At 56.4% G+C, this 25526-nt stretch carries 27 protein-coding genes and 3 tRNA genes; 16 read left to right on the top strand and 14 right to left on the bottom strand.

The window, feature by feature from the left end; all coding sequences use genetic code 11:
• Nucleotides 1-19: 19 nt before the first annotated feature.
• The 8 genes from DUD43_RS04860 to DUD43_RS04890 all read left to right on the top strand — a co-directional run bounded on the left by DUD43_RS04860 (nucleotide 20) and on the right by DUD43_RS04890 (nucleotide 6289).
• A complete protein-coding gene (locus tag DUD43_RS04860; protein WP_042483971.1) occupies nucleotides 20-985 on the top strand; it encodes an acetyl-CoA carboxylase carboxyltransferase subunit alpha in 966 nt (321 codons plus the stop codon).
• A 130-nt stretch (nucleotides 986-1115) separates the two neighbouring features.
• Nucleotides 1116-2063 (top strand): tRNA lysidine(34) synthetase TilS, encoded by a 948-nt coding sequence (tilS, locus tag DUD43_RS04865; protein WP_416202945.1) that lies wholly within the window; start codon nucleotides 1116-1118, stop codon nucleotides 2061-2063.
• Nucleotides 2064-2230: 167 nt separating this feature from the next.
• Nucleotides 2231-3484, top strand: a complete 1254-nt coding sequence (locus DUD43_RS04870) for an aspartate kinase (protein WP_153229374.1) — start codon at nucleotides 2231-2233, stop codon at nucleotides 3482-3484.
• 60 nt (nucleotides 3485-3544) lie between these two features.
• Nucleotides 3545-3637 (top strand) — tRNA-Ser (locus DUD43_RS04875).
• A 419-nt stretch (nucleotides 3638-4056) separates the two neighbouring features.
• Nucleotides 4057-4617: a hypothetical protein gene (locus DUD43_RS04880; RefSeq protein ID WP_228125895.1), complete on the top strand. Its 561-nt coding sequence runs from the start codon at nucleotides 4057-4059 to the stop codon at nucleotides 4615-4617.
• Between the two features lie 172 nt (nucleotides 4618-4789).
• Complete coding sequence (locus DUD43_RS19095) at nucleotides 4790-4930, top strand: hypothetical protein (RefSeq protein ID WP_022983530.1); 141 nt, start codon at nucleotides 4790-4792, stop codon at nucleotides 4928-4930.
• Nucleotides 4920-5840 (top strand): prohibitin family protein, encoded by a 921-nt coding sequence (locus tag DUD43_RS04885; protein ID WP_153229375.1) that lies wholly within the window; start codon nucleotides 4920-4922, stop codon nucleotides 5838-5840. The genes DUD43_RS19095 and DUD43_RS04885 overlap by 11 nt, the downstream gene beginning before the upstream one ends.
• 89 nt (nucleotides 5841-5929) lie before the next feature.
• Nucleotides 5930-6289: a DUF4870 family protein gene (locus DUD43_RS04890; protein ID WP_153229376.1), complete on the top strand. Its 360-nt coding sequence runs from the start codon at nucleotides 5930-5932 to the stop codon at nucleotides 6287-6289.
• On the opposite strand, the gene DUD43_RS04895 is transcribed toward DUD43_RS04890, so the two are convergent.
• The 3 genes from DUD43_RS04895 to DUD43_RS04905 all read right to left on the bottom strand — a co-directional run bounded on the left by DUD43_RS04895 (nucleotide 6290) and on the right by DUD43_RS04905 (nucleotide 9034).
• A complete protein-coding gene (locus DUD43_RS04895) occupies nucleotides 6290-7273 on the bottom strand; it encodes a helix-turn-helix domain-containing protein (protein ID WP_153229377.1) in 984 nt (327 codons plus the stop codon).
• Nucleotides 7274-7485: 212 nt separating this feature from the next.
• Nucleotides 7486-8556 (bottom strand): nitrilase, encoded by a 1071-nt coding sequence (locus tag DUD43_RS04900; protein WP_153229378.1) that lies wholly within the window; start codon nucleotides 8554-8556, stop codon nucleotides 7486-7488.
• Between the two features lie 220 nt (nucleotides 8557-8776).
• Nucleotides 8777-9034 (bottom strand): hypothetical protein, encoded by a 258-nt coding sequence (locus DUD43_RS04905; protein ID WP_022983531.1) that lies wholly within the window; start codon nucleotides 9032-9034, stop codon nucleotides 8777-8779.
• Between the two features lie 113 nt (nucleotides 9035-9147).
• Between DUD43_RS04905 and DUD43_RS04910 the strand changes: the two genes are divergently transcribed.
• Nucleotides 9148-9741 carry a phenylacetic acid degradation protein PaaY gene (locus DUD43_RS04910; RefSeq protein ID WP_153229379.1) on the top strand — a complete coding sequence of 198 codons (594 nt, stop codon included), beginning with the start codon at nucleotides 9148-9150 and terminating at the stop codon, nucleotides 9739-9741.
• 281 nt (nucleotides 9742-10022) lie between these two features.
• The gene (locus DUD43_RS04915) at nucleotides 10023-10814 is read left to right on the top strand and encodes a hypothetical protein (protein ID WP_153229380.1); all 792 of its coding nucleotides are present in this window, start codon (nucleotides 10023-10025) and stop codon (nucleotides 10812-10814) included.
• Between the two features lie 177 nt (nucleotides 10815-10991).
• Here the strand turns inward: DUD43_RS04915 and DUD43_RS04920 are convergent, their stop codons facing one another.
• Genes DUD43_RS04920 through DUD43_RS04930 form a run of 3 tightly spaced genes read right to left on the bottom strand, consistent with a single transcriptional unit; the run spans nucleotide 10992 to nucleotide 14735 of the window.
• Nucleotides 10992-11996, bottom strand: coding sequence for an extracellular solute-binding protein (locus DUD43_RS04920; protein ID WP_153229381.1), 1005 nt, complete (start codon nucleotides 11994-11996; stop codon nucleotides 10992-10994).
• Between the two features lie 16 nt (nucleotides 11997-12012).
• Entirely contained in the window at nucleotides 12013-13680 is a 1668-nt protein-coding gene (locus tag DUD43_RS04925; RefSeq protein ID WP_153229382.1) for an ABC transporter permease, read from the bottom strand.
• A 5-nt stretch (nucleotides 13681-13685) separates the two neighbouring features.
• Nucleotides 13686-14735: an ABC transporter ATP-binding protein gene (locus tag DUD43_RS04930; protein ID WP_153229383.1), complete on the bottom strand. Its 1050-nt coding sequence runs from the start codon at nucleotides 14733-14735 to the stop codon at nucleotides 13686-13688.
• Between the two features lie 656 nt (nucleotides 14736-15391).
• Between DUD43_RS04930 and DUD43_RS04935 the strand changes: the two genes are divergently transcribed.
• Genes DUD43_RS04935 through DUD43_RS04945 form a run of 3 tightly spaced genes read left to right on the top strand, consistent with a single transcriptional unit; the run spans nucleotide 15392 to nucleotide 18268 of the window.
• On the top strand, nucleotides 15392-16510 hold the full coding sequence (locus DUD43_RS04935; protein WP_042484046.1) for an NAD(P) transhydrogenase subunit alpha: 1119 nt from the start codon (nucleotides 15392-15394) through the stop codon (nucleotides 16508-16510).
• Nucleotides 16511-16514: 4 nt separating this feature from the next.
• Nucleotides 16515-16835 carry an NAD(P) transhydrogenase subunit alpha gene (locus DUD43_RS04940; RefSeq protein ID WP_009457776.1) on the top strand — a complete coding sequence of 107 codons (321 nt, stop codon included), beginning with the start codon at nucleotides 16515-16517 and terminating at the stop codon, nucleotides 16833-16835.
• The gene (locus tag DUD43_RS04945) at nucleotides 16832-18268 is read left to right on the top strand and encodes an NAD(P)(+) transhydrogenase (Re/Si-specific) subunit beta (RefSeq protein ID WP_153229384.1); all 1437 of its coding nucleotides are present in this window, start codon (nucleotides 16832-16834) and stop codon (nucleotides 18266-18268) included. The genes DUD43_RS04940 and DUD43_RS04945 overlap by 4 nt, the downstream gene beginning before the upstream one ends.
• Nucleotides 18269-18348: 80 nt before the next feature.
• Here DUD43_RS04945 and DUD43_RS04950 read toward each other — a convergent pair whose 3' ends face one another.
• The 3 genes from DUD43_RS04950 to DUD43_RS04960 form a co-directional block, all read right to left on the bottom strand.
• Nucleotides 18349-18684: a hypothetical protein gene (locus tag DUD43_RS04950; RefSeq protein ID WP_153229385.1), complete on the bottom strand. Its 336-nt coding sequence runs from the start codon at nucleotides 18682-18684 to the stop codon at nucleotides 18349-18351.
• A gap of 341 nt (nucleotides 18685-19025) precedes the next feature.
• Nucleotides 19026-19102, bottom strand: a tRNA-Arg gene (locus DUD43_RS04955).
• A gap of 163 nt (nucleotides 19103-19265) precedes the next feature.
• Complete coding sequence (locus DUD43_RS04960) at nucleotides 19266-19421, bottom strand: ATP-binding protein (RefSeq protein WP_153231536.1); 156 nt, start codon at nucleotides 19419-19421, stop codon at nucleotides 19266-19268.
• A gap of 155 nt (nucleotides 19422-19576) precedes the next feature.
• Here DUD43_RS04960 and DUD43_RS04965 point away from each other — a divergent pair, with 155 nt between their 5' ends.
• On the top strand, nucleotides 19577-20050 hold the full coding sequence (locus DUD43_RS04965) for a hypothetical protein (protein ID WP_153229386.1): 474 nt from the start codon (nucleotides 19577-19579) through the stop codon (nucleotides 20048-20050).
• 197 nt (nucleotides 20051-20247) lie between these two features.
• Nucleotides 20248-21402, top strand: coding sequence for an FAD-dependent oxidoreductase (locus DUD43_RS04970; RefSeq protein ID WP_153229387.1), 1155 nt, complete (start codon nucleotides 20248-20250; stop codon nucleotides 21400-21402).
• A 56-nt stretch (nucleotides 21403-21458) separates the two neighbouring features.
• On the opposite strand, the gene DUD43_RS04975 is transcribed toward DUD43_RS04970, so the two are convergent.
• Nucleotides 21459-21535, bottom strand: a tRNA-Arg gene (locus tag DUD43_RS04975).
• A 291-nt stretch (nucleotides 21536-21826) separates the two neighbouring features.
• Here DUD43_RS04975 and DUD43_RS04980 point away from each other — a divergent pair.
• A complete protein-coding gene (locus tag DUD43_RS04980; protein WP_153229388.1) occupies nucleotides 21827-22996 on the top strand; it encodes an alpha-hydroxy acid oxidase in 1170 nt (389 codons plus the stop codon).
• Here DUD43_RS04980 and DUD43_RS04985 read toward each other — a convergent pair.
• The 4 genes from DUD43_RS04985 to DUD43_RS05000 all read right to left on the bottom strand — a co-directional run bounded on the left by DUD43_RS04985 (nucleotide 22990) and on the right by DUD43_RS05000 (nucleotide 25525).
• Nucleotides 22990-24003 carry a glutathione S-transferase family protein gene (locus tag DUD43_RS04985; RefSeq protein WP_153229389.1) on the bottom strand — a complete coding sequence of 338 codons (1014 nt, stop codon included), beginning with the start codon at nucleotides 24001-24003 and terminating at the stop codon, nucleotides 22990-22992. The genes DUD43_RS04980 and DUD43_RS04985 overlap by 7 nt on opposite strands.
• 14 nt (nucleotides 24004-24017) lie before the next feature.
• Nucleotides 24018-24617, bottom strand: coding sequence for an NAD(P)H:quinone oxidoreductase (gene wrbA / locus DUD43_RS04990; protein ID WP_009457766.1), 600 nt, complete (start codon nucleotides 24615-24617; stop codon nucleotides 24018-24020).
• A 179-nt stretch (nucleotides 24618-24796) separates the two neighbouring features.
• Nucleotides 24797-25204: a PaaI family thioesterase gene (locus DUD43_RS04995; protein WP_026484264.1), complete on the bottom strand. Its 408-nt coding sequence runs from the start codon at nucleotides 25202-25204 to the stop codon at nucleotides 24797-24799.
• A gap of 6 nt (nucleotides 25205-25210) precedes the next feature.
• Nucleotides 25211-25525: an I78 family peptidase inhibitor gene (locus DUD43_RS05000; protein ID WP_153229390.1), complete on the bottom strand. Its 315-nt coding sequence runs from the start codon at nucleotides 25523-25525 to the stop codon at nucleotides 25211-25213.
• Nucleotide 25526 lies beyond the last annotated feature (1 nt).

Here is a 25526-nt window from a genome sequence, read left to right on the forward strand (position 1 = left end):
CTAAACCTTAAGAACCGACATGCGAAATACATTCCTGGAATTTGAGCAGCCTTTGGCCGAGCTCGAAGGCAAAATCGAAGAGCTCCGCTATGTGCAATCTGATTCCGCTGTGGATATTTCAGAGGAACTCAGCCGTCTGCAGCAAAAAAGCCAGACGCTGGCCAAGAACATTTACGCCAAGCTCACGCCTTGGCAAACGGCCCTGGTTGCTCGCCATCCACAACGTCCATACACGCTGGACTATGTAAACCAGATCTTCTCGGACTTTCACGAGCTGCATGGCGATCGCATGTACGCGGACGACCTGGCAATTGTGGGTGGACTGGCTCGTTTCAACGGCACGCCTTGCATGGTCATTGGTCACCAGAAAGGTCGTGACACCAAAGAGCGCGCCCGTCGCAACTTCGGCATGCCGCGCCCAGAAGGCTATCGCAAGGCCCTGCGCCTGATGCATCTGGCTGAAAAATTCGGTATCCCCGTTTTCACCTTTGTGGACACCCCCGGAGCCTACCCCGGTATTGGTGCGGAAGAGCGCGGCCAGTCCGAGGCTATTGGTCATAACCTGTTTGCCATGGCCAAACTGCGTGTACCTATCATCTCCACCATTATTGGTGAAGGCGGTTCGGGCGGTGCTTTAGCGATTGCCGTGGGTGACGTGGTCTCCATGCTGCAATACTCTACCTACGCCGTGATCTCGCCCGAAGGTTGTGCCTCGATTCTGTGGCGCAGCGCGGACAAGGCTCCTGTGGCCGCTGAAGCCCTGGCCATTACCGCTCCCCGTCTGAAAGAACTGGGTCTGGTTGATCGCGTGATCAATGAACCTATCGGTGGCGCACATCGCGACCCCACCATGATGGCGCGTCAATTGGGCCGTGCCCTGGCCGACGCCTTGCGTCAGGTCTCGGGCCTGAGCACCGAACAACTGCTGGCGCAGCGTATGGAACGTCTGCTGGCCTACGGTCGTTATCAGGAAGTTCGTGCCTGATCCATTGCCTTCCAGTCAGCTGGGGGGCTTTAGCCCCTCACCCCCGCTGCTGGAGGCGCTTAACCATCACCTAAGTTTCAAAAGCGGCGATAGCGTCGCTGTCGCCTTAAGTGGTGGTGCGGACTCGGCAATGCTGGCGGTACATGCCCATCTTTGGGCCAGCCGCCGCAAAGTCACACTTCATTTTTTTCATATTCATCACGGCCTGCAAGCCATTGCCGATCAGTGGCAGGCGCATGTACATGATTTGGCTGCGCGTTTGCAGCGCCCCTGTCACAGCTTGCGGGTCCAGGTGCAGTCCCGCCGTCTCAGCGCTGATGGCATGGAATCTGCCGCGCGTGATGCCCGCTATCAAGGTCTGGCTGAACTGGCGCGTTTTGTTGGCTTGCAGCATGTGCTGCTGGCCCATCATCAGGACGATCAGGCTGAAACCGTTTTGATGCGTTTGCTGCGAGGTACGGGCACAACCGGCCTGGGTGCGATGGCACCCCATATGCAGCGCGATGATCTGAATTACTGGCGACCCTGGCTGGACCAGCCCAGGGCACTCATTCTTCAAGCCAGTGAACATTTTGCGGCGGCCACAGACTGGCACGCAGTACAAGACCCTACCAATACCAATCCTGATTACACCCGTGGCGCGGTGCGCGACTTGCTCACGCCTGTGCTGGACGCACGCTGGCCGGGTTGGCAGAGCCGTTTGCAAAGACAGGCTCAACTAAGCCGTGAAACGCAGGAGGTTCTGGATAGTGTGGCCCGCCAGGACTGGCTGGGTCTGGAGCCGGATGAAACCGGCCGCAGCTTCAGTCTGAGCGCCTGGCGCAACCTGGAGGCGGCCCGGCAAAGCATGGTGATCCGTTATTGGTTGCAGGAGCAGGGCGCTGGTTTGCCCACGCATGCCCGTCTGGCGGAGTTGCTGCGCCAGCTGCGTGGCGTGCACGCCCAGGGTCACGATAGAAATTTGATGTGGAAGCATGGACCTAATCTGATCCGCTGTGTGCGCGGTCGGGTGCAGATCGAATCTGCCGGTTCAGGCGACCGGAAAACAGGCCTCGTGGCCGATCAAGCAAGTAAGTAGTTTGGGGTGGCCTGTGGCAGGAGCGTGGGCTATGGTGTTGAGTCGACAAAGTATGTGTTTTTTTGCGTGCGTATGTGGTAGAGCCTGCGCTTGGGGCACAGAAAGTCGTTAGAATAGTTGGGTTTTGTGTCTATCCCAGACCTTAGCCCTTTGATGCAGAGTAAAAGATGTCCCTGATCGTACATAAATATGGCGGCACGTCGATGGGCTCGATCGAGCGCATCCAGAATGTGGCGCGTCGGGTTGCCAAATGGCATGCCGCCGGGCACCAAGTTGTGGTGGTTCCTTCGGCCATGTCCGGTGAAACCAACCGTTTGCTGGGCCTGGCCAAAGAACTGAGCATTCAGCCTGATCCGCGTGAGCTGGATATGCTGGCTGCCACGGGCGAACAAGCCAGTAGCGCTTTGTTGGCCATGGCTTTGGCTGCCCAGGGCGTTCCCGCCCGCAGCTACGCCGGTTGGCAAGTTCCCGTCAAGACCGACAATGCCTACACGCGTGCCCGCATTAGTTCTATTGATGACACCCGCATTCGCCAGGATCTGGACGCAGGCCGTGTGGTCGTTGTGACCGGCTTCCAGGGTGTGGATGATGAAGGCAATATCACGACCCTGGGTCGTGGTGGTTCGGACACTTCCGCAGTGGCCGTTGCCGCTGCCATGAAGGCCAGCGAATGCCTGATCTATACCGATGTGGACGGTGTCTACACAACTGACCCGCGCGTGGTGCCAGAAGCCCGCCGCATGAAAGTGCTGTCCTTTGAAGAAATGCTGGAAATGGCCTCTTTGGGCTCCAAAGTTCTTCAAATCCGGTCCGTGGAATTTGCTGGCAAGTACAAGGTGCCTGTGCGCGTCTTGTCCTCCATGACCGACCCCATGATTCCGCTCGAAGAAGAAATGTCTTCGGGCACGCTGATTACTTTCGAGGAAGACCAAAAAATGGAAGCTGCCGTTGTCTCTGGCATCGCCTTCAGCCGTGATGAAGCCAAGTTCACCCTGCGTGCCGTTCCTGACACCCCCGGCGTGGCCTATTCCATTCTGGGGCCCATCGCAGCGGCCAACATTGAAGTCGACATGATTTTGCAGAACCTGTCGGTTCAAGGCACAACAGACTTTTCCTTTACCGTCAGCCGCAACGACGCGCTGCGTACCAAGGAACTGTTGATGAACCAGGTCGGTCCTGCCGTGGGCGCTGGCGAAATCGTGTTTGACGAAGCCGTCTGCAAAGTGTCCATCGTCGGTATCGGCATGCGTAACCACGCTGGCATTGCCAGCTCCATGTTCCGCGCCTTGTCCGAAGAGGGCATCAACATCCAGATGATCAGCACCAGCGAGATCAAGACCTCCGTGATCATTGCCGACAAGTACATGGAATTGGCTGTACGTGCTCTGCACAAGACTTTCGAGCTGGATCAGGAAAAATAATCCCTTTTGCTATTTGCATTGGTTTTTTATAAATGCTATAGTAGCTTCTTTCCTAGAGCTGGAGACGTGGCCGAGAGGTTGAAGGTACTCCCCTGCTAAGGGAGCATACGGCTTATACCCGTATCGAGGGTTCGAATCCCTCCGTCTCCGCCAGCTGGAATTAAATTAAGCCCTTGTTTTCAAGGGCTTTTTTTATTGTCTGACGTATTGCGCGATTAGCGTTCGAGCCAGAACGGAAGTCTGGCCTGCTTCAAACAGCCCCCTGATTTGCGCATCAAGATCGTCAACAAGACGGGCATTACGCCTTTCCAGACACAAGAACAAAAAAATAATTGTTACTTTTTTATTTCGGCCGACTCCGGCGAAGTGAAACTGCAGACACTCCCTGGCTACTCCGTTTCAAACAACATGGATTGTTAAAGCGCAAGGCTTTTCAACTCAAGACTGTTGAGGATTGAAAAGGCTGTGTCGTTTTTGGCACAGGCAAAGAAAAGCGGTCACTCTCGTGCTTACAATTGACCCATGTGTTTTACGTCGTTCAAGACGGCTAGTCTTGTTTTTTAGAGCGAGCGATGATTAAACGAGTCCTCTGTATCTGTAGCATGGCCTTGATGGGCCTGCCTTTCTTGGCATCGTCAACTGAGCTGGCATTGGATGACCAGGTCGTGACTCGTTATGTGCAAAGCCTGGGCGAGATCTTGCCGGTGCTGCAAACCGTAGAGCGTAGCGAGCCGGTATGGGATGGCGGTCTGCCTGACGGTTTTCCACCCATGCTGGAGGTGGACCAGCTCGAGCGTGGTTCGGACATTTACCGTCAATTGAACAGCCTGACGCAGAAGTACGGCTTTGCCGGACTGGAGCAATGGGACACCGTGGGACGCCATATCTGGCTGACCCGTCTCTATATTCAGGAGCGCGAAGATCTGGACTCGGTTTACGAGCAACTGGATGCGCTGGAAGCCGCCTTACGCGATAACGCCCGTCAATATTCCACGGCCGAGCTGGAGCAACTGATGCGCACCTTCCAGACCAGCAAGAACCATATCCTGCGCTTGATTGCGACCCGTAGCGATGTGCCGCCGGTGCAGGCGCATCTGGCCGAACTGGACTCCGCCCTGGCGTCCCTGGAATAGTCAGACAAGCCGCTTTTTCTGTTTTCCCGGACGCCGCAATGGCGTCCGTTTAAGATTTGTTACCAGCAATACTGTCCATTTGTCATATTTTGACGCTTCTTTTCTGAGCGTGACAGAGGGAATCGGGGATAATTGCGCTCTGACTGAAATCTAGTGGGAAGACTGAAGCGTCATGCGTATCATCTTGATTTTGTTGGGGGCCGCTGTGCTGGCCTACCTGATTGCCAAAGGCATACGGCAACTGATGGTGGAACGTCGTCAATTAAAAGACCAGACGCGTCAGCCACATAAAGGAAGCCGTGATGAGCACTGATAAAAATCCATTTACTAAACTGGCTGCTAAAACAGCGCCAGAAGGTGGTCGTAGTATTTCCAAGGGAGTCAGTTTCCTTGGTGCTGCGGTTGTTATTTTCCTGATCCTGATTGTGGCCTCCATGGGCTCTTTCTTGCAGGTTGATCAGGGTGAACGTGGCGTGGTGCTGCGTAACGGTAAGCTAGTTCGCGTGGCTGATCCAGGTCTGGATTTCAAGGTTCCGTTCTTTGATACGGTACGTACCATCTCGGTACGTGATCATACTGTTCGCATGCAGCTTGAAGCGTACAGTTATGACCAGCAGTCCGCCTCCATGGTGGCGTCGGTAACCTACCGCGTGCCTGAAACGGATGTGGCCCAGCTGTACTCTGAGTACGGTTCGCTGGAGGCCCTGGAAGCCCGTTTGCTGGAGCGTAAGGCTCTGGATGTGATCAAGAACGTGTTCGGCAAGTATACGGCTGCTCAGTCCATTCAGAATCGCGAGAAGCTGGGTGCTGACATCAACGAAGCCATGCGCGTGACCCTGGAGTCTGCTCCTTTGCAAATGATGGGCGTGCAGGTTGAGGAAGTGTCTTTCTCCAAAGCTTACGAGCAGTCGATTGAAAACCGCATGTTGGCCCAGGTTCAGATTGAAACCACCCGCCAGCAAAAAGAAACCGCTTCCATTCAAGCTGAAATCAAGGTGGTTCAGGCTGAAGCCGAAGCCCGCGCCCAGCGCGAACGTTACATGGCCGAAGCCGACGGTATTCGCCTGCGTGGTGACGCCGAAGCCAAGGCCATTTCTGCCAAGGCCCAGGCATTGGCCCAGAACACCAATCTGGTCAACTTGAATGCGGTGGAGAAATGGGACGGCAAGTTGCCAGAAAGTCTGGTTCCCGGTTCCGCCATGCCATTTATTGGACTGCGTTAATCTTCTGGCAGTCACTGACCTGAACAGGTTTTCTTCGGTAGCGTTATGGCACACGTAACGCTACCGTTTGTTTTTCCAAGGAGTCACGGATGAATGAGGAAATGAACCCGGTCCCACAAGGCGGGGGTACAAACCAGTTGGTCAGTCTGCGTAATCTGACACTTATCAATTACGCGCTGTACATCTTGTCCATGTTTGGCGGCATCACTGCACTGGTCGCCATCATCATCAACTACATCAAGCGCGATGAAGTGCGCGGCACCTATCTGGAGTCGCACTTTGAGTGGCAAATCCGTACCTTCTGGTGGGGTTTGGTTGGCGTGGCGCTGTCTTTCTTGTTGATGGCGATTCTGGTTGGTTTTGTGACCATCGTTATTGTCAGCGTGTGGATTCTGTACCGTCTGATCAAGGGCCTGCTGGCTTTGAATGACGGCAAGGCCATTGCCTGATCAGATAGGCATCGAGTCAGTTTGAACCAGGGCCCGTATATTCTCGCGGGCCTCTTTGGGCGGTACACCAAAGTGCTGCCGAAATGCCCGGCTGAAATGGGCAGAGCTGCTAAACCCCCAGTGGTAAGCAATCTCCGTGATGGTCTTGTGGTGATGGGCCAGACGGCGCAAATCCTGTTCAGCACCTTTCAGGCGCATGGACCAAATCCAGTTTGTCAGTGAATCGGCTTCGCCCTCCCAGGCGCGATGCACGGTGCTGGCCGTCAGACTCAGGCGCTTGGCAATCTTGCCTATATTCAGCTCCGGGTCGCGCAGATTCTCCAGCACATAGGCTTTGATACGGTCGCGCCGCAAGGACGTCGTATCGTCCTTCAAGGACAGGCTGCCCAGGTTCTCGGCCAACGCTGCGACCAGAACGCCGACCAGGCTGTCGGCCAGCGACATATCCACAATAGGGCCGCCGGAGGGCGGGCAATCCATCAGCTCGCTCACCATATAGGAGAGCAGGCGAGCCGTGCCGGATTGGGCGCTGGTGATTTTGCAGGCCGTCATGTCCTCGGCATTGCGCAAACGCTTGCGCAAGATGGAGCCGGGCAAGGACAGCACATACTGCTCAAAGTCATGGTCAAACAAAAGCTGATAGGGGCGGGTGGAGTCGTACAGGGCCAGATCGCCGGGTTTCAGGTGGGCGGTCTTGTCATCCTGAACCAGTTGCCCCGCTCCGGCCACTTGAATGCTGAGCAGAAAAATATCCTCGGATGCTCTGGAGATCTGCAGCGGCGTGCGCAACACGGTCTGTGTGGTCGAGGTGATATGAGAGAGGCTGACCGCCGCCAGTTCGCGGCGCGTAATGGCCCCGAAAAAAGGGGCGCTGGAGCGGGAGGGAACGGCGCATTCCAGCTGTACATAGGCTTTGTTGACCGCTTCCATCCAGTAGGGCGCGCGCCGGGTAGCGGGAATTGCCGTGGTGGACCATTGCTCCATTGATGACCTCTCCGTCTTGGATCCAAAGGCTGACGGCAGGGACTGCGATCAACTGGACTGACTAAGTATCAGGCAAGATCTCTGGTTTGAGCCAGACCAGAAAGAGTGACAGGCGACGATAATTTCCGACCAGGACGAGGCGGATGCGGGATCGGGGATGCAGCAGGAATCAAGGCCCGGACAGACTGCCCGGGTCTTGTCATCTTCGGGGATCAGGACGGCTCTTGTACCAGCAGCGTGTCCGAGTCCTGAGTCTGGCTGATGGTGACGGGCGCAGCCGTACTTTGCACGCGAGGCTCGGGAGCGTCTTCCTTTATCACGCTTTTGGAGTGCACCCGAGTCATGGGTTCACGGTGCCCCAGGTCCAGCACCAGACGGGTGGCCTCGGGTTTGGAGTAGTGGCCCACAGGGTCGTTGATCGCCTTGGCGAAGGCAATTTCTTCCATGTTCAGATCGGCAATGATCAGCCCTTCAGCATCGTGCGGCAGGTAGGGAGCCAGGGTGCGTCCGTCCGGTGCAAAAATCATGGAACTGCCACCGCCTACTTTCAGCAAAGAGGCGTTGTGTTCCCCCACTTCCAGCATGTCCAGCGTCTCCTGGGTGACGACACTGCTGGCGGCGATGGTAAAGCACTGGCCTTCAACCGAATAGATTTGCGAGGCGGCCATGTTCACCTTGGCGCTGAGCGCATGGGCCTGCTCGCTGTACAGCGAAAAAGACGGCCAGGCGGCAATGTGAATGGCCTCGTGCTGGGAATACAGTGCGTACTTGCTCAAGGGTGACAGATGTTCCCAGCAGCACAGCGCGCCGACGCGGCCCAGTTCGGTGTCGGACACAATCAGGTCACGGGCATAACCTTCACCAAATACGGTGCGCTCTACATGCGTGGGTTTGAGTTTGCGACGTGACCACAGCATCTCGCCCTTGTCGTCGATCAGGCATTGGCCCAGATACAGGCTGCCCCCGCTGCGCTCGCTATAACCCAACGCGATAAAAATACCCAGGCTACGTGCAGCCTGTGCAATGCGCTGAAACTCTGCACTGTCCAGCGAGAGCGAGTTGGCATAGTAGCGGGCGCTGTATTTCAGCGACCAGGCCGGTGCGCCCAGCCAGACGTGGAAGGGATAGCCGGGCAACCAGGTTTCACCAAACACGATCAGGTCGCAGCCTTCATCGCGTGCCTGACGCGCCAGCTCAATGGTTTTATCAACACCCGCTGCCAGATCGTAGTTGGGAGAGGCGGCCTGTACGGCGGCTGCCCGGACGATTTTCCTTGTCTGCATACATCCTCCTTGTCGCGGTATCCGCGATCCTGATCGCTAGACCGCGCTGCTTACCGAGCCCGGCCATCTTGGTTTGCGTCAGTGTAGGAGGGGGGGGGCGGCGCTGAATTGACTGACAGGCGCAAAATGCTTGACTGGGAGTCGCAAGCATGGGGTCAGGAAGACCTCACCCTGATCCGGGCGTCCGGGTAGTGAACGAGAGAAGTGTGGCTTGCCCGGCTTAAAGCGCGAAGCTGTATTGCACCGTCAGCCCCAGGCCCACGACCCACAGAATCAGGGGGATGGGACGCATCAGCAGGCCGGGAATGGCGCGCAGGATAAAGCCGATCAGGCGGGTGAACAGCCAGAGCAGGGGCGGCGATTGATCTTTTTCCTTCATGTAGATGATGCCTTGCGACAGCAAAAAGGACTGCGACAAGTAGGCGGCGTAAAACACCATGCCCAAGGAAAAGGCCAGCCAGTAATACAACATGCTCATAGGATGCAAAAAGAAAGAGTACGGCGCATTATATCGGTCTGTAGCAGCTATGATCGTATTTTTGGCCGGACCTGGGGCCGGCTGTGGGTGCAGGCTTTTTGTACGAGGCAGGTATGCAAAATATTTATTCTATTGATGGGCTGGTGCCGGTGGTTCATCCCACGGCCTATGTTCATCCTACCGCTGTACTGATTGGTGACGTCATTATTGGCGAGGGCGTGTATATCGGCCCTCTGGCCAGTTTGCGAGGGGACTTCGGACGCATCATCATGAAGGCAGGCTCCAATATTCAGGACACCTGTGTCATTCATGGCACGCCTTATCAGGACACGGTGGTGCATGAAGACGGCCACGTCGGGCACGGCGCGGTGCTGCACGGCTGCGTCATTGGCCGCAACGTGCTGGTGGGCATGAATGCCGTCGTCATGGACGCGGCGGACATCGGTGCGGACAGCATTATTGGTGCCATGGCCTTTGTGAAAAAAGGCATGCAGGTGCCGCCCCGCAGCCTGGTGGCGGGTTCTCCGGCTACGGTGGTCAAGGAGCTGGATCAGAAAGCCATTGATGGCAAATTCTTCGGTACGCGCATGTACCAGCGTCTGGCCCAGCGTTCCCTGGCAACGATGCAGCGCGTGGAGCCTTTGACAGAAGTGGACGCAGACCGCCCGCGTTTGCGTGAAGATCAGATTTATCCGGTGGATAAGTAAGGCAGGTCAGCCTGTCTCCATACTGGTTGCTTTCCGAGGGGGCGCTTTGCCAACAGCACGCCGACTTGTCGTCTGTCCTGCCCACTGGCTTCCCCCCGGAACGACAAAGCGTAGCCGCGCATTGTCGCCGGTGTGATGGTGTGGACATCAGTGCTGTTCCTGCTGGACAAGCTCGGCTGTTGTTCTTTTTCTGAAACCCCCATCCTTGACCTTGAATACCCCCCCCGCGTGTGGGGATCAAATCCTTGACATCGACTGCATCACCATTTTGAAGATCCTTCATGGAAAATTTCCTCTATGCCATTGATTCATATTCATGGCTGCTGCTGATTTGCATCTTTATCAGCCTGAGCCTGGCCGCGTTTTTGGGGAAATTCTCCTGGGGGCGGAAATTCAAGCGTGATGCCGCGACCGAGGATGAACTCAAGATCGTGCTGGGCGCAACTTTGTCCCTTTTCGGTTTGTTGATCGGCTTTATCCTGTCGTTCGCGATTAGCGGCTATAACACGCGCGTGGCAGCCGAAGAGAACGAGGCCATTGCCGTGGGGAACGCGTTTCAGCGCACCACGCTGCTGCAGGAAAGCCATCAGGAGCAGGCAAAGAGCATACTGATGGATTACCTGAACCTGCGAAGCCAGTTTTTTGAAACCGCAGATGAGGACCAGCGTGCGGAAATCCGCATGGAGTCCATTCGCATGCAAACCAGCATGTGGACTTTGATTAGCCGGATCGCCAAGGCCAATCCCGACCCCATCATTGTCACGGTGCTGAATGCCTGCAATGATTTGTACATTGCGCAGCAGAAAACCATGGCCAGTTGGCGGCACCAGATTCCTGGCGCGGCGTGGACCATTCTGATCATCTTCGGCCTGTGTTCCAACTTCCTGATCGGCTACAACATTCGCGGCAAAGGTGGCCGCAATACCCTGATATTTGTCATTCCGGCAGTGACGGCGCTGGCCCTGTTCATGATCGCGGAGATTGATGTGCCGGGTAAAGGCATCATTCGCGTCGCGCCGGATAATCTCAAGGCGATCCGCGTTACGGTGTCCAGCGGGGGGCTGATGCCCTGATTTCCGTTCGCGCTTGTTCAGCCAGCGCAATTTGCTGCTGGAGTCATGGGGAAATAAAAAACCCCTTGAAAGCCGGATGAGAATCCAGCATCAAGGGGTTTTTCGATTCAGTGCCTATCAGCAGGCGGGTGGAGCAGGTCCACCACGCCTCGCTATTGGGCTCTGAATGTCTCCGGCTTATTTGCCAGCCGCAGCCAAAGCCTGTTTCCAGGCTTCGATGACCGTTTCGTACTCGGCAGCTGCCTTCAAAGGATCGATGTTGGCGATCTTGATCTGATCCAGGTTAGGCAACTTGGTCAGCTCGGCCACATTGATGTCGCTGCGAGTAGGACGGCGGAAGTTTTCCACCAGTTCGGCTTCCTGGACTTCTTTGGACAGCAGAACGTCGACCAGCTTGCGGGCCGCTTCCTGACCGTTCTTGGGGTTCTTGATCACGGCCACGCCTTCGGGAGCGATGAAGGTACCGTCTTCAGGGTAGATCAGCTCAATACCTTTCTGACCACCGGCCACGTACGCGTAGGCCGCGTATTCCATGGTCACACCCAAGGGGTACTCGCCGTTCGCTACGCTCTTGTAAACCTGGCCCGAGCTCTTGGACACGATCACGTTGGCAGCCAGCTTTTGCAGGCCTTCAGCGCCGTACAGTTGGTAGATGCCATAAACCTGGTCGTAAGCACTGCCCGATGAGGCTGGGTCACCAATAATGACCTTGCCTTTCCACTGAGGATCGAACAGGTCAGCCCAGGTCTTGGGAGCGGCCTGGCCTTTCAACTGGCGGTCGTTGGCCATGATGACCATGACGTGGGCGTTGGAGCTGGTCCACAGGCTGTCCTTGCCGTGGAAGGCTTCAGGAATGGCCTTGTTTTCGGGCGATTCGTAGGCTTCGAAGTTCTGCTGGAAAGCAGCCATGGTGCCGTAGCCAGTGCCCCATACCACATCGCCCAGCGGGTTTTTTGCTTCGGCTTCGATACGCTTCATCAAGGCGCCAGCGCCCGAGGTCACTTGTTGAATGGACAGGTCAGAAGCGGTCTTGCGAGCGATTTCCAGCGCCGTATCAATAGTTTGCACATTGTTGGGCGTGTACATCACGGCATTGGCAGCCATGGCGGCACCGGACAGGGACATGGCGCCGACACTGAGGGAGAGTGCCAGACCAGTTTTCAGAAAACGTGTAGTCAGCATAGTGAGCCTTTTTAGATTAGCGGCTGGAAAACAGATCCAGCTTGAGAAAACGGATAGCCAGATAAATCGGCACCAGAATCACGACCATCAGGATCACCCCGTAAGCCGAAGCGCGGGCCAGAAAGCCGGCGTCGATCTGACGGAACATCTGGATGGGCATGGTCTCCATACCACCGTAATACAGCACGATAGTGGCGGAAATTTCAGCCAGCGAAGTGACCCACATCAGGATGGCCGCGCCCAGAATGGCGGGCTTCATCAAGGGCAGAACCACTTTGAAGAAACTCTGGAAGGGACTGACACCCAGATTGATGGAGGCCTCTTCAATAGAGTCGGGAATGTTGTAGAGCGAGGCCGAGGCCGAGCGAATGGAGAAGGGCACTTTACGCACAAAGTACGCGCCCGCCATGATCACCCAGGTGCCGGTCAGCACCAGCATGCCGCTGTTGTAGGTCTGGATCAGGGCAATACCCAGCACGGTGCCGGAAATGGCCAAAGGCAGCATCACCATATAGTCCAGCGCGGTCACTACGAACAGGCGCTTTTTTACGATCAGGTAACTGCAGATCGTGGCAAAGCAGGTGCCTGCAATGGTGGCGACACTGGCCAGCATCAGCGAGTTCAGGATGGGCTCGGGAGCGTAGCGCAGGGCACGCTCCATATTGTCCAGGGTGAAGGTGCCGTATTGCATGACCGGGCCGCTGGCTTTGGTGAAAGCACCAATCAGCACGATGAAGGCCGGGATCAGTGAGAAGGTCACAAACAGCACTGCGCCAACCGTTAGCAGGATACCGGCCAGGCCTTGAGCACGAACCGGGCGCGGGGCGCGGCCTTGCTGCATCTGGAAGGTCTTGCGCTCCAGTACCCGTTTCTGGATGAACAGCACTGCACCGACCAGAATTACGGACACCACGGCCAGCACACCTTGCATGGTGGGGTTGCCGCTCATCTCGGACAGGAAGGTGGTGTAGGTCAGCGAAGACAGCACATCAACCTGACCACCCAGAATCATCGGGATGGAGAAGTTGTCCACGGCCAGCGTGAACACAATCATGGCGTTGACCAGCAGCGCAGGCATCAGCACCGGGAAGGTCACGCTAAGCGCACGCTTGAAGTTGCTGGCACCCAGGTTCACGGCGGCTTCTTCCAGCGTGCCGTCAATGGCCTTGAGCGCAGCCAGCATACCGATATACACGTAGGTGTAATCGTTCAGGATCAGCACATAGGACATGCCGAACCAGCCGTAGAAGCTGGGCAGATCAATGCCAACGCTCTCCAGCGCCAGACGCACCACACCGTTATTGCCCAGCAACATCAGCCAGGCCTGCGAGACGATGATGTCCGGCAGCACAATGGTGGTCAAAGGCAGGATCGCCACAATGGCCTTGCCGGGGAAGTCGTAGCGGGCCACCACATAGGCCAGTGGAGCGCCCAGCAGCAAGGTGCCGATGGTGGAGATCAGACCCAGCTTGATGGTGTTGAAGAAGGCTTCAACATAGCGCGGGTCGTTAAAGAAGGTTTCAAAGCCGTGCAGGCTGGGCATGCCCGTTGCCGGGTCGATCACGCTTTGATAGAACAGGGAGGCGAGTGGCCAGACGACCCAGAACACCAGCACCACCAGACAAACCAGGGCGGGCAGGAACCAGGGAGAACGAAGGGCCAGGGGTCTTGCAGCAATAGCCATGGGTCTTACGCCTCGACCAGACGACATTCAGGGCTAAAGCTCAGGTTCACCGAAGCACCTGCAGACAGATGCGGGTCCTGGGCAGCGGCCACGTCGGCAATAATCTGCTTGCCGTCGCTCAGCTTCAGGCTGTAGGCCGTTTTGGTTCCCAGATACTGGCGAGCCACAACGTGGGCAGGAATGCTGCCAGCCTGGGCTTCGGTATGCAGGGTGATGTTTTCAGGGCGCACGGCCAGCAGCACCTGACCAGCAGGTGCGGGGCTGTTCACCATAATGTGTCCACCGGCAATGCTGACGGTGGTGTGATCCGCTTCCCCATGCACGCCCAGGGTGTCGATCAGGTTGGCCGCGCCAATAAAGTCGGCAGCATAGGCCGTGCGTGGGGTGGAGTACATGGCTTCGGGGGTATCGAGCTGGTCGATACGGCCCTGGCGCAGCAAGGCAATGCGATCCGACATGGACAGGGCTTCTTCCTGGTCATGCGTCACGAAAATAGCCGTAATGTTGGATTCCTGCTGCAATTCGCGGATGACCTGGCGCATTTGAATACGCAGCTTGGCATCCAGGTTGGACAAGGGCTCGTCCATCAGCAGAACACGGGGTTCAATGACCAGGGCGCGGGCCAGGGCCACACGCTGGCGCTGGCCGCCGGACAGTTCGGCCGGGTAACGCTCGCCCATGCCACCCAGTTCCACGCGGTCCAGGATGTAGGCGACTTTCTTCTTGATCTCGCTGCTGCTGACTTTGCGTACCCGCAAGCCGTAAGCCACATTGTCAAACACGGTTTTATCGGGGAACAGTGCGTAGTCCTGGAACACCATGCCGGTCTCGCGCTTGTGCGCGGGCAGGTAGGTAATGTCTTCCTTGTCCAGAAACAGGCGGCCTTCATCGGGGATGATGAAACCGGCAATCATGCGCAGCAAAGTCGTTTTGCCACAGCCGCTGGGCCCTAATAAAGTGAAGAACTCGCCGTGCCGGATTTGCAGGCTCAGTTCATTGATGATGGTATTGCTGCCGTAGCGTTTCACTACGTGATCGATGTGGATTTCTGCCATGGGGATAGATCAGCCTGGGACTGAATAGTGCAGGTAAACCGCGCATCAAGGGGGCGGTTGCCTAGGCTTTAAAAAGAAGTGGCTCAGCGGCCATTAGCGACGCAAACATCACTGTGGCGTGAACACGAACATTAATTACAAGTTAATGACAAGTTTTATAGGAAGTTGCTATCTTAGCAGCAGGCCAATGCTTGTAGTTTTAATTATCAGGCGTCTAAGTCCGGAGCAAAGGCTGATCTGCTCAGTGTTACCCAGTAGGCAAGCAAAAAAAATTCCATAGAACAAGCATCATATTGCGATAATCAGGTGGTAGTAATGTGTCTTGCTTTTTCGTCTAAAGCGGTCTAGTGCGGGTCGGGGTTTCTTGTGTCAAATAAAGGCCCTTATAGTGAGTTCAAAAAGAATGACAGTTTCCTGCAAGGGGCAGGAGTGGGAGAGGGACACAACAGGGTAGGTTTCTATCCTGTTCAGACAGGTCTGCAACAGGCCTGTTTTTTGCACATCCGAATTTATAGATGGTGTTCCGGTGTTGTGGACAGACACAGACCGGGCCGGAGAGGTTGTTGGGTCGTGTCCTGTTGGTGACAGACTCACCCATCCGGGTACTGCACGTCGTCAGAGATCGTAGAAGTTAGTTAATTAACTGGAGATTGAAGATGCGACTGGGTGTACTAAGCCCCCGGGGGACCGGGGAAAAGAGGGTAGCGGCCACGCCCGATACCATCAAGGCTTACCGCAAGGCGGGCCATGATGTGATTATCGAGGCGGGTGCCGGACAAGGTATTGCCAGCTCGGATGCCGATTACGAGGCAGCAGGGGCAACGATAGGAGATCCCTATCAAGCCACTGTGCTGCTGGTAGTGGGCCCGGCTGATGTCGATTCGGCACGTTTACGTGCCGAGCATGTGGTCGTCGGTATGCTGGACCCTTACGAGAGCGAGGGTCTGGACAGGCTGGCTTCTTCGGGCTGCCAGGCATTCGCCCTGGAGCTGATCCCGCGTACCACGCGGGCGCAAAGCATGGACGTTCTGTCCTCGCAGGCCAATATCGCGGGTTATGCCGCGGTGCTGAAAGCGGCCACTTTATATCCCCGATTCTTTCCCATGATGATGACCGCGGCAGGTACCGTCAAAGCGGCCCGTGTCGTGGTGCTGGGCGCGGGTGTGGCCGGTCTGCAGGCGATTGCGACGGCCCGTCGTCTGGGGGCGGTAGTAGAAGCCTCTGACGTGCGTCCTGCCGCGCGTGAGCAGATCGAGTCCCTGGGCGGCAAGTTTATTGATGTGCCCTACGAGACCGACGAAGAGCGTGAAGCGGCGCAAGGGGTAGGCGGTTATGCCCGTCCCATGCCTGCTTCCTGGTTGCAACGGCAGGCGGCGGTGGTGGCGGCACGTTGCGCCCAGGCCGACGTCATCATTACCACGGCCTTGATTCCGGGGCGTCCTGCCCCGCGTCTGATTGCCGAGGAAGTGGTGCAGTCCATGCGGGCGGGTTCGGTCATTGTTGACCTGGCTGCGGCACGTGGCGGTAACTGCGCCTTGACCGAAGCCGATCAGATTGTGGAAAAGCATGGCGTGACCCTGGTGGGCGAGACCAACTTCCCGGCCCGAGTGGCGGCGGATGCGTCTGCCTTGTATGCACGCAATATTCAACAGTTCCTGGGCTTGATGCTCAAGGATCAGTCTGACGAGCTGCATATCCCTGCGGACGACGACATTGTGAATGCCAGCCGTGTCGTACAGGGTGGCAAACGACTCTTTCCACAGCAGGGAGCCTGACGCCATGGATATTATTTCTCCCCTGGTCATTAACCTGATCATCTTTGTGCTGGCCATTTACGTGGGTTATCACGTGGTCTGGACAGTAACCCCCGCTTTGCACACGCCCTTGATGGCGGTGACCAATGCGATCTCGGCCATCATTATTGTGGGCGGGATGCTGGCGGCGGCGCTGACCGAAAGCCCTTGGGCCCAGGCGATGGGCATTATTGCCACTGCGCTGGCCTCGGTAAACGTGTTTGGTGGTTTCCTGGTAACCCGCCGCATGTTGGAAATGTTCAAAAAGAAGGGCGCTAAAAATACGCCCAAGGAAGGGCAGTCATGATTTCCATGAATACCGTTACCTTGTGCTATTTGCTGGCCTCGGTGTGTTTCATTCAGGCCCTGAAAGGCTTGTCGCATCCGGCCAGTTCGCGTCGTGGCAACTTGTTCGGCATGGTGGGGATGGCCTTGGCCATTGCGACCACAGCCGTGCTGATCTACAGCCTGGCTCCTGAAGGCAAAGAGCTCTCTGGCCTGTTGCGGGTTCTGATTGGTCTGGTGATTGGTGGCGTATTGGGCACCATCATGGCACGCCGTGTCGAGATGACCAAAATGCCGGAACTGGTGGCCTTCATGCACAGCATGATTGGTCTGGCTGCGGTAGCCATTGCGATTGCGGTGGTGCTGGAGCCGGTGGCCTTCGGGATTGGTTCGGCCGAGGTGGCTCTGCCCATGGGTAACCGTGTGGAGCTGGCTTTGGGCGCGCTGGTCGGTGCCATTACCTTCTCTGGTTCGGTGATTGCGTTTGGCAAGCTGTCGGGCAAGTACAAGTTCCGACTGTTCCAGGGTGCACCCGTCACCTTCAAAGGTCAGCACATGCTGAACCTGCTGCTGGGTCTGCTGGCCCTGGCTTGCGGCGTGATCTTTGTGATGACTCAGGCATGGTGGGCTTTTGGTGTGCTGCTGGCCTTGTCCTTTCTGCTGGGCGTGATGCTGATCATACCGATTGGCGGGGCAGACATGCCCGTGGTGGTGTCCATGCTGAACAGCTATTCGGGCTGGGCGGCAGCGGGGATTGGTTTCTCCCTGAACAACTCCATGCTGATCATTGCCGGTTCGCTGGTGGGCTCCTCCGGTGCGATTCTGTCCTACATCATGTGCAAGGCCATGAACCGTGCCTTCTTCAACGTGATTCTGGGCGGCTTCGGTGCCAATCCGGAAGCGGCTGCGGGTGGCGCGGATCAGGGCAATCGCTCGGTGAAATCCGGCAGTGCAGAAGATGCCGCTTTCATGATGAGCAATGCCGAGTCCGTGGTGATTGTGCCCGGTTACGGTTTGGCCGTGGCCCGTGCTCAACACGCTTTGAAAGAGCTGTCGGACAAGCTGACCAGCCAGGGTGTGAATGTGCGCTACGCCATTCACCCGGTCGCCGGTCGTATGCCTGGCCATATGAACGTCTTGCTGGCCGAGGCCGAAATGCCTTACGAGCAGGTCTTTGAAATGGACGACATCAATAGCGAGTTTGCTCAGACCGATGTGGTGCTGGTTCTAGGTGCTAACGACGTGGTCAACCCGGCCGCCAAGAACGATCCGGCCTCGCCGATTGCAGGTATGCCGATTCTGGAAGCCTACAAAGCCCGAACCGTGATCGTGAACAAGCGTTCCATGGCCGCCGGTTATGCCGGTCTGGATAACGAACTGTTCTATATGGACAAGACCATGATGGTGTTTGGCGATGCCAAAAAGACCATCGAGGATATGGTCAAGGCGCTGTAAGACGCTTGCGTCATTGCGCTGAAAGTAAAAGCGCTCTGGTTCCTTACGGGCCAGAGCGCTTTCTTATGGAGTGCAGAGTCTTAGAACTTGGGGCCGGAGCGCAATTGCTCGCACATCTGCTGGCGCTGCTCGGCAGTGGCTTTTTCCAGATCCTGACGGCCACGGTCCAGACCTTGTTCAAAGGCTTTGTCAAAGTCCTCGTCGTTCAGGCCCATGCTTTGAATGGAAGACTTCTGCTGTTTTTTCATCTCTTGCAGTTGATCTTGGCTGTAGTCACCGCAAACTTCGGCGGCAGCGTGCATGGCACCGCCCATTTGTGCCAGTTGAATGGCAGGGCTGCTATCCTGGGCGTAGCTATTGGCGCTGGCCAGAAGGAGGGCCGCTAAAGGCAAAAGAAGTTTTGTGCGCTCAAACATGGTCAATCCTGTCGATTAAGAAGAGGTCCGCGCAGACCTTGCGGGCTATCAGGAGCAGGCAGATCCTGTCTGGCGGAAGTCGCTACTTTACACCGCTTGTCCCGTTGCGGTTGAGGCCGCAGGGGCAGGAAAGTGCAACAGATATTGTGCCCGGTCCTGGGGGATGGGGTTTTGATCTGCTTGTGGGTAAGCCGCAGTCGGTGAGGAAAAAGTAGCAGGCAAAGAAAAAGCCCTGATGACGATGTCATCAGGGCTGATCTTTTCAGAGTCTCATCCATTGGGTTTGACCCCACGAGTTCTAACTCTGGTTGCTGATCTCGGTAAAGAAATCAACTTGAATATGGCGCGGCTGGCAAGATTCGAACTCACGACCCCTTGGTTCGTAGCCAAGTACTCTATCCAACTGAGCTACAGCCGCTAAAGAAGTGAAACTATAGCAGACTATTTATTGGCGTGACAAGCCTAAAAGGCATTTTTCTTCAAATAAATGCAAAATAGTTTGGGAAAGCACTAAAAATCAGGCTTGGAGAGGGGGCGGAGCCCCTTGCCGCGCAGATTTAACCCGGCACTTTGTAATGTTTTTATCCTGCTGGTTGCAAGGGTAAATGGATGCGTACACAAAAACGCTGTTCCTGGTGTCCAAACTCCAGCCGTCCACCATGGGCGCGCAGGGCTTCATCGCAAATACTCAAGCCCAAACCATAGCCTCCTGTGGAGCGATTACGGGAAGTCTCCAGGCGGTAGGTTACGGCTCACATCCATTTCAAGCCCGCTTCTAAACACGCTTTTGGATAAGCCGGTATCGTTGTGGCGGGTGTGCCAGGGTCCAGAGTTATGATGCAGCTGCGATAGGTCGATTCGCCGCAATTTATCCACATCAGGAGTGACAGGCATGGTTCCATTCGGGTTAAGTTCAGTACAGTTTCAGCTACGCTATAAGCGCTGTCTGGAGCGAGCGTCAAAGCATTTCATCACCGAGCTACGGACCTTGTTCACTTTGCCTGTGCCGGACAGTGTGGTGGATGCCCAGGTGCAAATCTTCTTTGGTGAGGATGGCCTGGAAACCCCGTCGGCATGGATTTACTACAGCGGCGAAAATAATAAAGTAGATAGCAGCGACCCTTCCATTTTTCCCGGTAGAGCCATGGAGCTGTCTCTGGGTTTGGACAAGATGGACGCCTTCCACGAAGACTATTTCCTGGACGAAGACTTTGATGGCCTGAGCATCGCGGCTAACACCACCAAAGCGTGGTTTGCAGAATGCTGGTGGAAAGCGGGTGGATGGAGCTATGCGATTCCCGTGACGGTATGGGTGCACGATGGTTTTGGTGACGGGGTGGGTGTTGAGCTGTCCGAGCGCGGCTAAGGGTGTTGCGTCGTCTTGCTTGCGTGCTAGAATTTTCGGACTGATCGCGAAAAATGGCTGTAGCTAGGTGCTAGTCCTCCTCTAACAGCCGCGCACACGTCTCTTCGCATTTACTGCGACATGGGCCAGCGTCTCCCTCCGACAACTGTCGGTTTTTTATGAATTGTTGGAACAGTTCATGACAATAGGAACGCACCATGACAATCACTTCCCTTTCTTCGTTCAAACCTGCTCGCATCGCTATTGTGGGCGGGGGCCTGGGTGGCTTGATGCTCGCCCGTATCTTATGGCTTCGTGGGATATCAGCCACTGTTTTTGAAGCCGAGGCATCCTGCAATGTGCGGGCTCAGGGTGGCCTGCTGGATATTCATGAGTACAACGGTCAGGTGGCCTTGAAGGTTGCCGATCTTTACGAGGACTTTCAGGCGCTCATCTTGCCGGGTGAGGACGCCAAGCGCGTGATGGATAAGCAGGCTCGGGTTCTGTTTGATACGCCTGACTCTTCGCGTGCAACCAGGCCTGAAGTCGAGAGGGGCGCATTGCGTCGCTTGTTGATAGCGTCTTTACCGGCAAACAGCATTCGATGGGGCAGCAAGCTCGTTCATATTGGTGACAGGTCTGAGCAGGGCAGCAGGCGCTTGAGCTTTGCGGATGGCACGTACTACGAGGCGGATCTGCTTGTAGGCGCGGATGGGGCGTGGTCTTCTGTGCGCCCGCTCTTGTCGGCAGCGCAGCCTGAATATGTAGGCACCACTTTTTTTGAAATCAATCTGCAAGCTCAAGGCAAGCAGCTGGGTGCTATTGCCGCTGCGGTGGGAAAAGGCACCTTGATGGCCGTAGAACCCGGAAAGGCGATTTTGGCCCACCGTTATGCCAGTGGCAGCATACGTGCTTATATCGCATTGAATAAACCGGAGGATTGGGGTGCCCGCAGAGTCAGTGGCTTGACCCTGAATCAGGCCTTAGCCAGTCTGGTGCAGGAGTTTTCGGACTGGTCCAGTGTGCTGCAAGAGATCATCCTGCGCAGTGATAGCCTGCCTATCGTAAGACCGCTTTATGCCTTGCCTGTGCATCACCGTTGGGAGCCTGTAGCGGGAGCCACCTTATTGGGGGATGCCGCACATTTAATGACGCCGTTTGCTGGCGAGGGGGCGAATCTGGCCATGTATGATGCCGCAGAGCTGGCGGCTGCACTATGCAAGCACCCAGCAGATCTAGATGTGGCGCTGGCAGAATATGAGCAGGCGTTATTTGCGCGCAGTGCTGAGCTTGCACACAGAACGGCCGAGAATCATCAGCGTTTCTTTGGTGTGAAGGCACCTGGCAGCGTAGTGGGTCTTTTTTCTGCCTGATATCTGAACGGAAAATAAAAAAGCCATTTCCGAGGAAATGGCTTTTTTACTGAATATGGCGCGGCTGGCAGGATTCGAACCCACGACCCCTTGGTTCGTAGCCAAGTACTCTATCCAACTGAGCTACAGCCGCTAAAGAAGTAGAAATATAGCACGGCTATTTTTACTTGTCACCAAAATATCAATAAATTTTACCGAAATCGTCTTTTTTTATGGCTTTCGGGGGCGGTGGGCAGGCTGTAAAGCCAGAGATGACAGGGCTCGCAGCGGGAAAACAGTGAATCTCTTTATTTTTTGCCTTGGGGGTTCGTCTTGGTGGTCCTTTAGGCGCACCAGACAGAAACTTCGAACAGTCTGCCCCGGATGACTTGCCCCACCGGGCACAAAGTCGCATTATTACGCCATTGTTTTGGAGCCCAATGTAATGGATCTGTCGAAAATTACCTGCACTGAAGATTTCCGCCTGGCGGCCAAACGCCGTGTGCCCAAGATGTTTTATGACTACGCCGACTCCGGCTCCTGGACGCAAGGCACGTATCATGCGAACGAGCAGGATTTTCACAAACTGAAATTCAAACAGCGCGTGGCGGTGGATATTGACCATCGCAGTCTGAAGACCAAGCTCCTGGGCCAGGATGTGGCCATGCCCGTGGCAATTTCCCCCACCGGCCTGACTGGCATGCAGCACGCCGATGGTGAAATGCTGGCAGCCCTGGCTGCGCGGGATTTTGGTATTCCCTTCACCCTGTCCACCATGAGCGTGTGCTCCTTGGAAGACGTGGCCCAGGCGACCCGCGCGCCATTCTGGTTTCAGCTTTACGTGATGCGTGATCGCAGCTTTATTGAAAACCTGATTGCGCGTGCCAAGGCCGCCAATTGTTCGGCCCTGGTGCTGACCCTGGACTTGCAGGTCTTGGGCCAGCGTCACAAGGACATCAAGAATGGCCTGACCACACCTCCACGCCTGACCATCCCCAATATGCTGAATCTGGCGACCAAGCCTTACTGGTGCCGCAATATGCTGCGCACGCACCGTCGCAGCTTTGGCAATATCGTTGGTCACGCCAAGGGGGTGTCGGATCTGCGCTCCTTGTCGACCTGGACTGCCGAGCAGTTCGACCCGACCCTGAACTGGAAAGACATTGAGTGGATCAAGAATGCCTGGGGCGGCAAGCTGATTGTGAAAGGCATTATGGATGCGGACGATGCACGTTACGCCGTGGATAGCGGTGCCGATGCCCTGATCGTGTCCAACCACGGTGGCCGTCAGCTGGATGGGGCGCCATCCTCAATTTCCTGCCTGCCTGCCATCAGCAAGGCGGTGGGCGACAAGATTGAAGTGCTGATGGATGGTGGTATTCGCAGCGGTCAGGATGTGCTGCGCGCCCGAGCCTTGGGCGCTCAAGGTGCCATGATTGGCCGTGCTTTCCTGTATGCCCTGGGTGCTGCAGGCCAGGCCGGTGTGGCTCGTTTGCTGAAACTGATGGCGAATGAGCTGGACGTGTCCATGGCGTTCTGCGGTCGTACCGATATCAATCAGGTAGACCGCTCCATCTTGCTCAATCCCGATATTTTCGATCGTCCCGGTTACTGAAGACCGATATGCAAGGGCCCTGGCTGGACGGGTAAATGACCTCGTCCGTGGGGCCCGTTCAGATCCAGCATCGGGCCAGCCGGCACAATGCCTGTCGGGTTCAACTGACGGTGGCTGCTGTAGTAGTGGATCTTGATGTGGTCCAGGCTGACGGTGCTGGCTACGCCGGGCATTTGGTACAGCTCCAGCATGTAGTTCCACAGATTCGGATAATCAATCAGACGGCGCAGATTGCATTTGAAGTGGCCGACATAGACCGGATCAAAACGAATCAGAGTGGTGAACAAGCGCCAGTCGGCTTCGGTCAGTTGCGTGCCAGTCAGGTAGCGTTGCTGGCTCAGGCGGGCTTCCAGTCCTTCCAGACTGTCGAACAGAGCATGAACCGCCGTATCGTAAGCGGCCTGTGAGCGGGCAAAACCTGCCTTGTAGACCCCGTTATTGACGGTGTCATATACATGGGCATTGATCTGGTCGATTTCCCCCAGCAGCTCGGCAGGTGCCATATCCAGACTGCGCGCGCCCAAAGTATCAAAGGCGCTATTGAAAATGCGCATGATCTCGGACGACTCGTTATTGATAATCGTGCCGCGCTGCTTGTCCCACAGCACGGGTACGGTAATGCGCCCTGTGAATTGCGGGTCCGCCTTGGCGTAGAGCTGATGCAGGAATTGAGCATCCATGACCGGGTCCGGCACCACGCCGTCCGCCGGCTCAAAGGTCCAGCCCTGATCGCCCATGATGGGGTTCACCACCGAGACCGAAATCAGTTTTTGAAGCCCCTTTAATTCGCGCATGATAAGTGTGCGATGCGCCCAGGGGCAGGCCAGCGAGACATACAGATGATAGCGATTGGCCTGGGCAGGCTGCGCTGCCTGGCCGTCCGGGCCGGGGCCGCCATCGGCGGTAATCCAGTCCCGGAAGGCAGACTGGGCACGTTGAAATGTATCGGACTGAGTGCTGCTGACAGGCTCTTTGCTATGCCATTGTCCATCTATCATCATGCCCATCTGTGTACTCCGTTTTAGCCTTTCAGCTTGATTGCAATTTCAGCGATATGACGGCCCTGGTAGCGCGCGCCGTCCAGCTCGTTCTGGCTGGGCTGACGCGAACCGTCGCCGCCGGCAATGGTGGATGCGCCGTAGGGGCTGCCGCCAGTGACTTCGTTCAGCAGGGTCTGGCCCGCAAAACTGTAGGGCAGGCCCACCACGATCATGCCAAAGTGCATCAGGTTATGAATAATGGACAGCAGCGTCAGCTCCTGCCCGCCGTGTTGGGTGGCGGTAGAGGTAAAGGCACCGCCTACCTTGCCATTGAGTGCGCCACGCGCCCACAGACCACCGGCCTGATCCAGAAAACTGGCCATTTGCGAGCTGATGCGCCCGAAACGGGTGCCGGTGCCGACAATAATGGCGTCGTAGTTTTCCAGGTCGCCAATAGTGGCCACCGGGGCGGCTTGATCCAGCTTGAAATTCGCTTTCTGGGCCACGGCTTCCGGGACCAGTTCGGGGACACGCTTGATGTCCACCGTCGCGCCAGCGCTTTGCGCACCTTCGGCAACCGCTTGGGCCATTTTTTCTACGTGGCCATAGGCGGAGTAATAGAGAACCAGGACTTTTGCCATTTGAACTTCTCCAGAAAAGCGATCAACAAGGAATCGGGCGGGGCAGCGGCCCCAGGACCATGCCGGGGCGCAGCTGCTATGACGATGATAGTCGTGCCAGGCCCGCTATGCCAAACCCTTGGACGGATTGTTTTGTGTCAGAGTCTGTCTTGCAAAGCGGGCGGGAGTGTCGGGCGGAATCAGCCCGGCAACAGGGCGTAGGTGGTGGTGGCGTGGGCTGCCAGTCGACCTTGCTCGTCCAGCAGCTTGATGTCGCCAAAGACCATGCTTTTGCCACGTTTCAGCACCTGGGCGTGCACCAGCACATCTCCCTGGCTGACCGGACGTACAAAGCTGGTGTTCAGCGAAACCGTAGTCATGGGGCGAAATTCCCCCAGGCTTTGGCTGACGGCCAGCACCATGGCGGTATCGGCGGCCGCCATATACACCTGACCGCAGACCACTCCGGCCACGTGTGTCAATTGATCCGAAAAAGGCAGGCGCAAAACCACGCCGTCTTCGTTCAGATTTTCTACACGCAGCTTCAACGCTTGGACCCAGGGGGCGAACAGCGTGTCCAGCAAGTGTTGGCTTTGTTCGTGAGTCATCAGGGATCAGCCGCAGTAAACAGAGGTAATTTTGTTTTGTTCGTCCACGCGAATGCTCAAACGGGTGGGGTCGTAGTCGGTGGTGTACATGCGGTCTGGAGCCAGGACGCGAGCTTTGGCTGCACCGGCCTGCTTGACCAGACGCTCAACCTGGCTTTGGCTGGCGGTTTGACCGGCTGGATTCAAGGCGTCCGCATTGCACAGACCGCCAGAGGAGTCGCTGAACGAAGAAGTCGAACCTGTTTGCGCGCTATTACCCGTGGCCGTGCAAGCAGCGAGCAAAACGGCGGGAAGTACGCTAAGTAGTACGGAGAGTCGCATG

The sequence above is a fragment of the Alcaligenes faecalis genome, from assembly GCF_009497775.1.
In the GTDB taxonomy this organism is placed as follows: Bacteria; Pseudomonadota; Gammaproteobacteria; order Burkholderiales; family Burkholderiaceae_B; genus Alcaligenes; species Alcaligenes faecalis_D.

What these genes read in the sequence shown, in the direction of transcription:
- DUD43_RS04860 (WP_042483971.1), top strand. Translation starts at nt 20, where the DNA reads ATGCGAAATACATTCCTGGAATTTGAGCAGCCTTTGGCCGAGCTCGAA.
- DUD43_RS04970 (WP_153229387.1), top strand. Translation starts at nt 20,248, where the DNA reads ATGACAATCACTTCCCTTTCTTCGTTCAAACCTGCTCGCATCGCTATT.
- DUD43_RS04980 (WP_153229388.1), top strand. Translation starts at nt 21,827, where the DNA reads ATGGATCTGTCGAAAATTACCTGCACTGAAGATTTCCGCCTGGCGGCC.
- DUD43_RS04945 (WP_153229384.1), top strand. Translation starts at nt 16,832, where the DNA reads ATGATTTCCATGAATACCGTTACCTTGTGCTATTTGCTGGCCTCGGTG.
- DUD43_RS04905 (WP_022983531.1), bottom strand. Translation starts at nt 9,034, where the DNA reads ATGAGCATGTTGTATTACTGGCTGGCCTTTTCCTTGGGCATGGTGTTT.
- DUD43_RS04920 (WP_153229381.1), bottom strand. Translation starts at nt 11,996, where the DNA reads ATGCTGACTACACGTTTTCTGAAAACTGGTCTGGCACTCTCCCTCAGT.
- DUD43_RS04995 (WP_026484264.1), bottom strand. Translation starts at nt 25,204, where the DNA reads ATGACTCACGAACAAAGCCAACACTTGCTGGACACGCTGTTCGCCCCC.
- wrbA (WP_009457766.1), bottom strand. Translation starts at nt 24,617, where the DNA reads ATGGCAAAAGTCCTGGTTCTCTATTACTCCGCCTATGGCCACGTAGAA.
- DUD43_RS04910 (WP_153229379.1), top strand. Translation starts at nt 9,148, where the DNA reads ATGCAAAATATTTATTCTATTGATGGGCTGGTGCCGGTGGTTCATCCC.
- DUD43_RS04870 (WP_153229374.1), top strand. Translation starts at nt 2,231, where the DNA reads ATGTCCCTGATCGTACATAAATATGGCGGCACGTCGATGGGCTCGATC.
- DUD43_RS04915 (WP_153229380.1), top strand. Translation starts at nt 10,023, where the DNA reads ATGGAAAATTTCCTCTATGCCATTGATTCATATTCATGGCTGCTGCTG.
- DUD43_RS04965 (WP_153229386.1), top strand. Translation starts at nt 19,577, where the DNA reads ATGGTTCCATTCGGGTTAAGTTCAGTACAGTTTCAGCTACGCTATAAG.
- DUD43_RS04950 (WP_153229385.1), bottom strand. Translation starts at nt 18,684, where the DNA reads ATGTTTGAGCGCACAAAACTTCTTTTGCCTTTAGCGGCCCTCCTTCTG.
- DUD43_RS05000 (WP_153229390.1), bottom strand. Translation starts at nt 25,525, where the DNA reads ATGCGACTCTCCGTACTACTTAGCGTACTTCCCGCCGTTTTGCTCGCT.
- DUD43_RS04895 (WP_153229377.1), bottom strand. Translation starts at nt 7,273, where the DNA reads ATGGAGCAATGGTCCACCACGGCAATTCCCGCTACCCGGCGCGCGCCC.
- DUD43_RS19095 (WP_022983530.1), top strand. Translation starts at nt 4,790, where the DNA reads ATGCGTATCATCTTGATTTTGTTGGGGGCCGCTGTGCTGGCCTACCTG.
- tilS (WP_416202945.1), top strand. Translation starts at nt 1,116, where the DNA reads ATGCTGGCGGTACATGCCCATCTTTGGGCCAGCCGCCGCAAAGTCACA.
- DUD43_RS04935 (WP_042484046.1), top strand. Translation starts at nt 15,392, where the DNA reads ATGCGACTGGGTGTACTAAGCCCCCGGGGGACCGGGGAAAAGAGGGTA.
- DUD43_RS04925 (WP_153229382.1), bottom strand. Translation starts at nt 13,680, where the DNA reads ATGGCTATTGCTGCAAGACCCCTGGCCCTTCGTTCTCCCTGGTTCCTG.
- DUD43_RS04880 (WP_228125895.1), top strand. Translation starts at nt 4,057, where the DNA reads ATGATTAAACGAGTCCTCTGTATCTGTAGCATGGCCTTGATGGGCCTG.
- DUD43_RS04940 (WP_009457776.1), top strand. Translation starts at nt 16,515, where the DNA reads ATGGATATTATTTCTCCCCTGGTCATTAACCTGATCATCTTTGTGCTG.
- DUD43_RS04885 (WP_153229375.1), top strand. Translation starts at nt 4,920, where the DNA reads ATGAGCACTGATAAAAATCCATTTACTAAACTGGCTGCTAAAACAGCG.
- DUD43_RS04900 (WP_153229378.1), bottom strand. Translation starts at nt 8,556, where the DNA reads ATGCAGACAAGGAAAATCGTCCGGGCAGCCGCCGTACAGGCCGCCTCT.
- DUD43_RS04985 (WP_153229389.1), bottom strand. Translation starts at nt 24,003, where the DNA reads ATGGGCATGATGATAGATGGACAATGGCATAGCAAAGAGCCTGTCAGC.
- DUD43_RS04890 (WP_153229376.1), top strand. Translation starts at nt 5,930, where the DNA reads ATGAATGAGGAAATGAACCCGGTCCCACAAGGCGGGGGTACAAACCAG.
- DUD43_RS04930 (WP_153229383.1), bottom strand. Translation starts at nt 14,735, where the DNA reads ATGGCAGAAATCCACATCGATCACGTAGTGAAACGCTACGGCAGCAAT.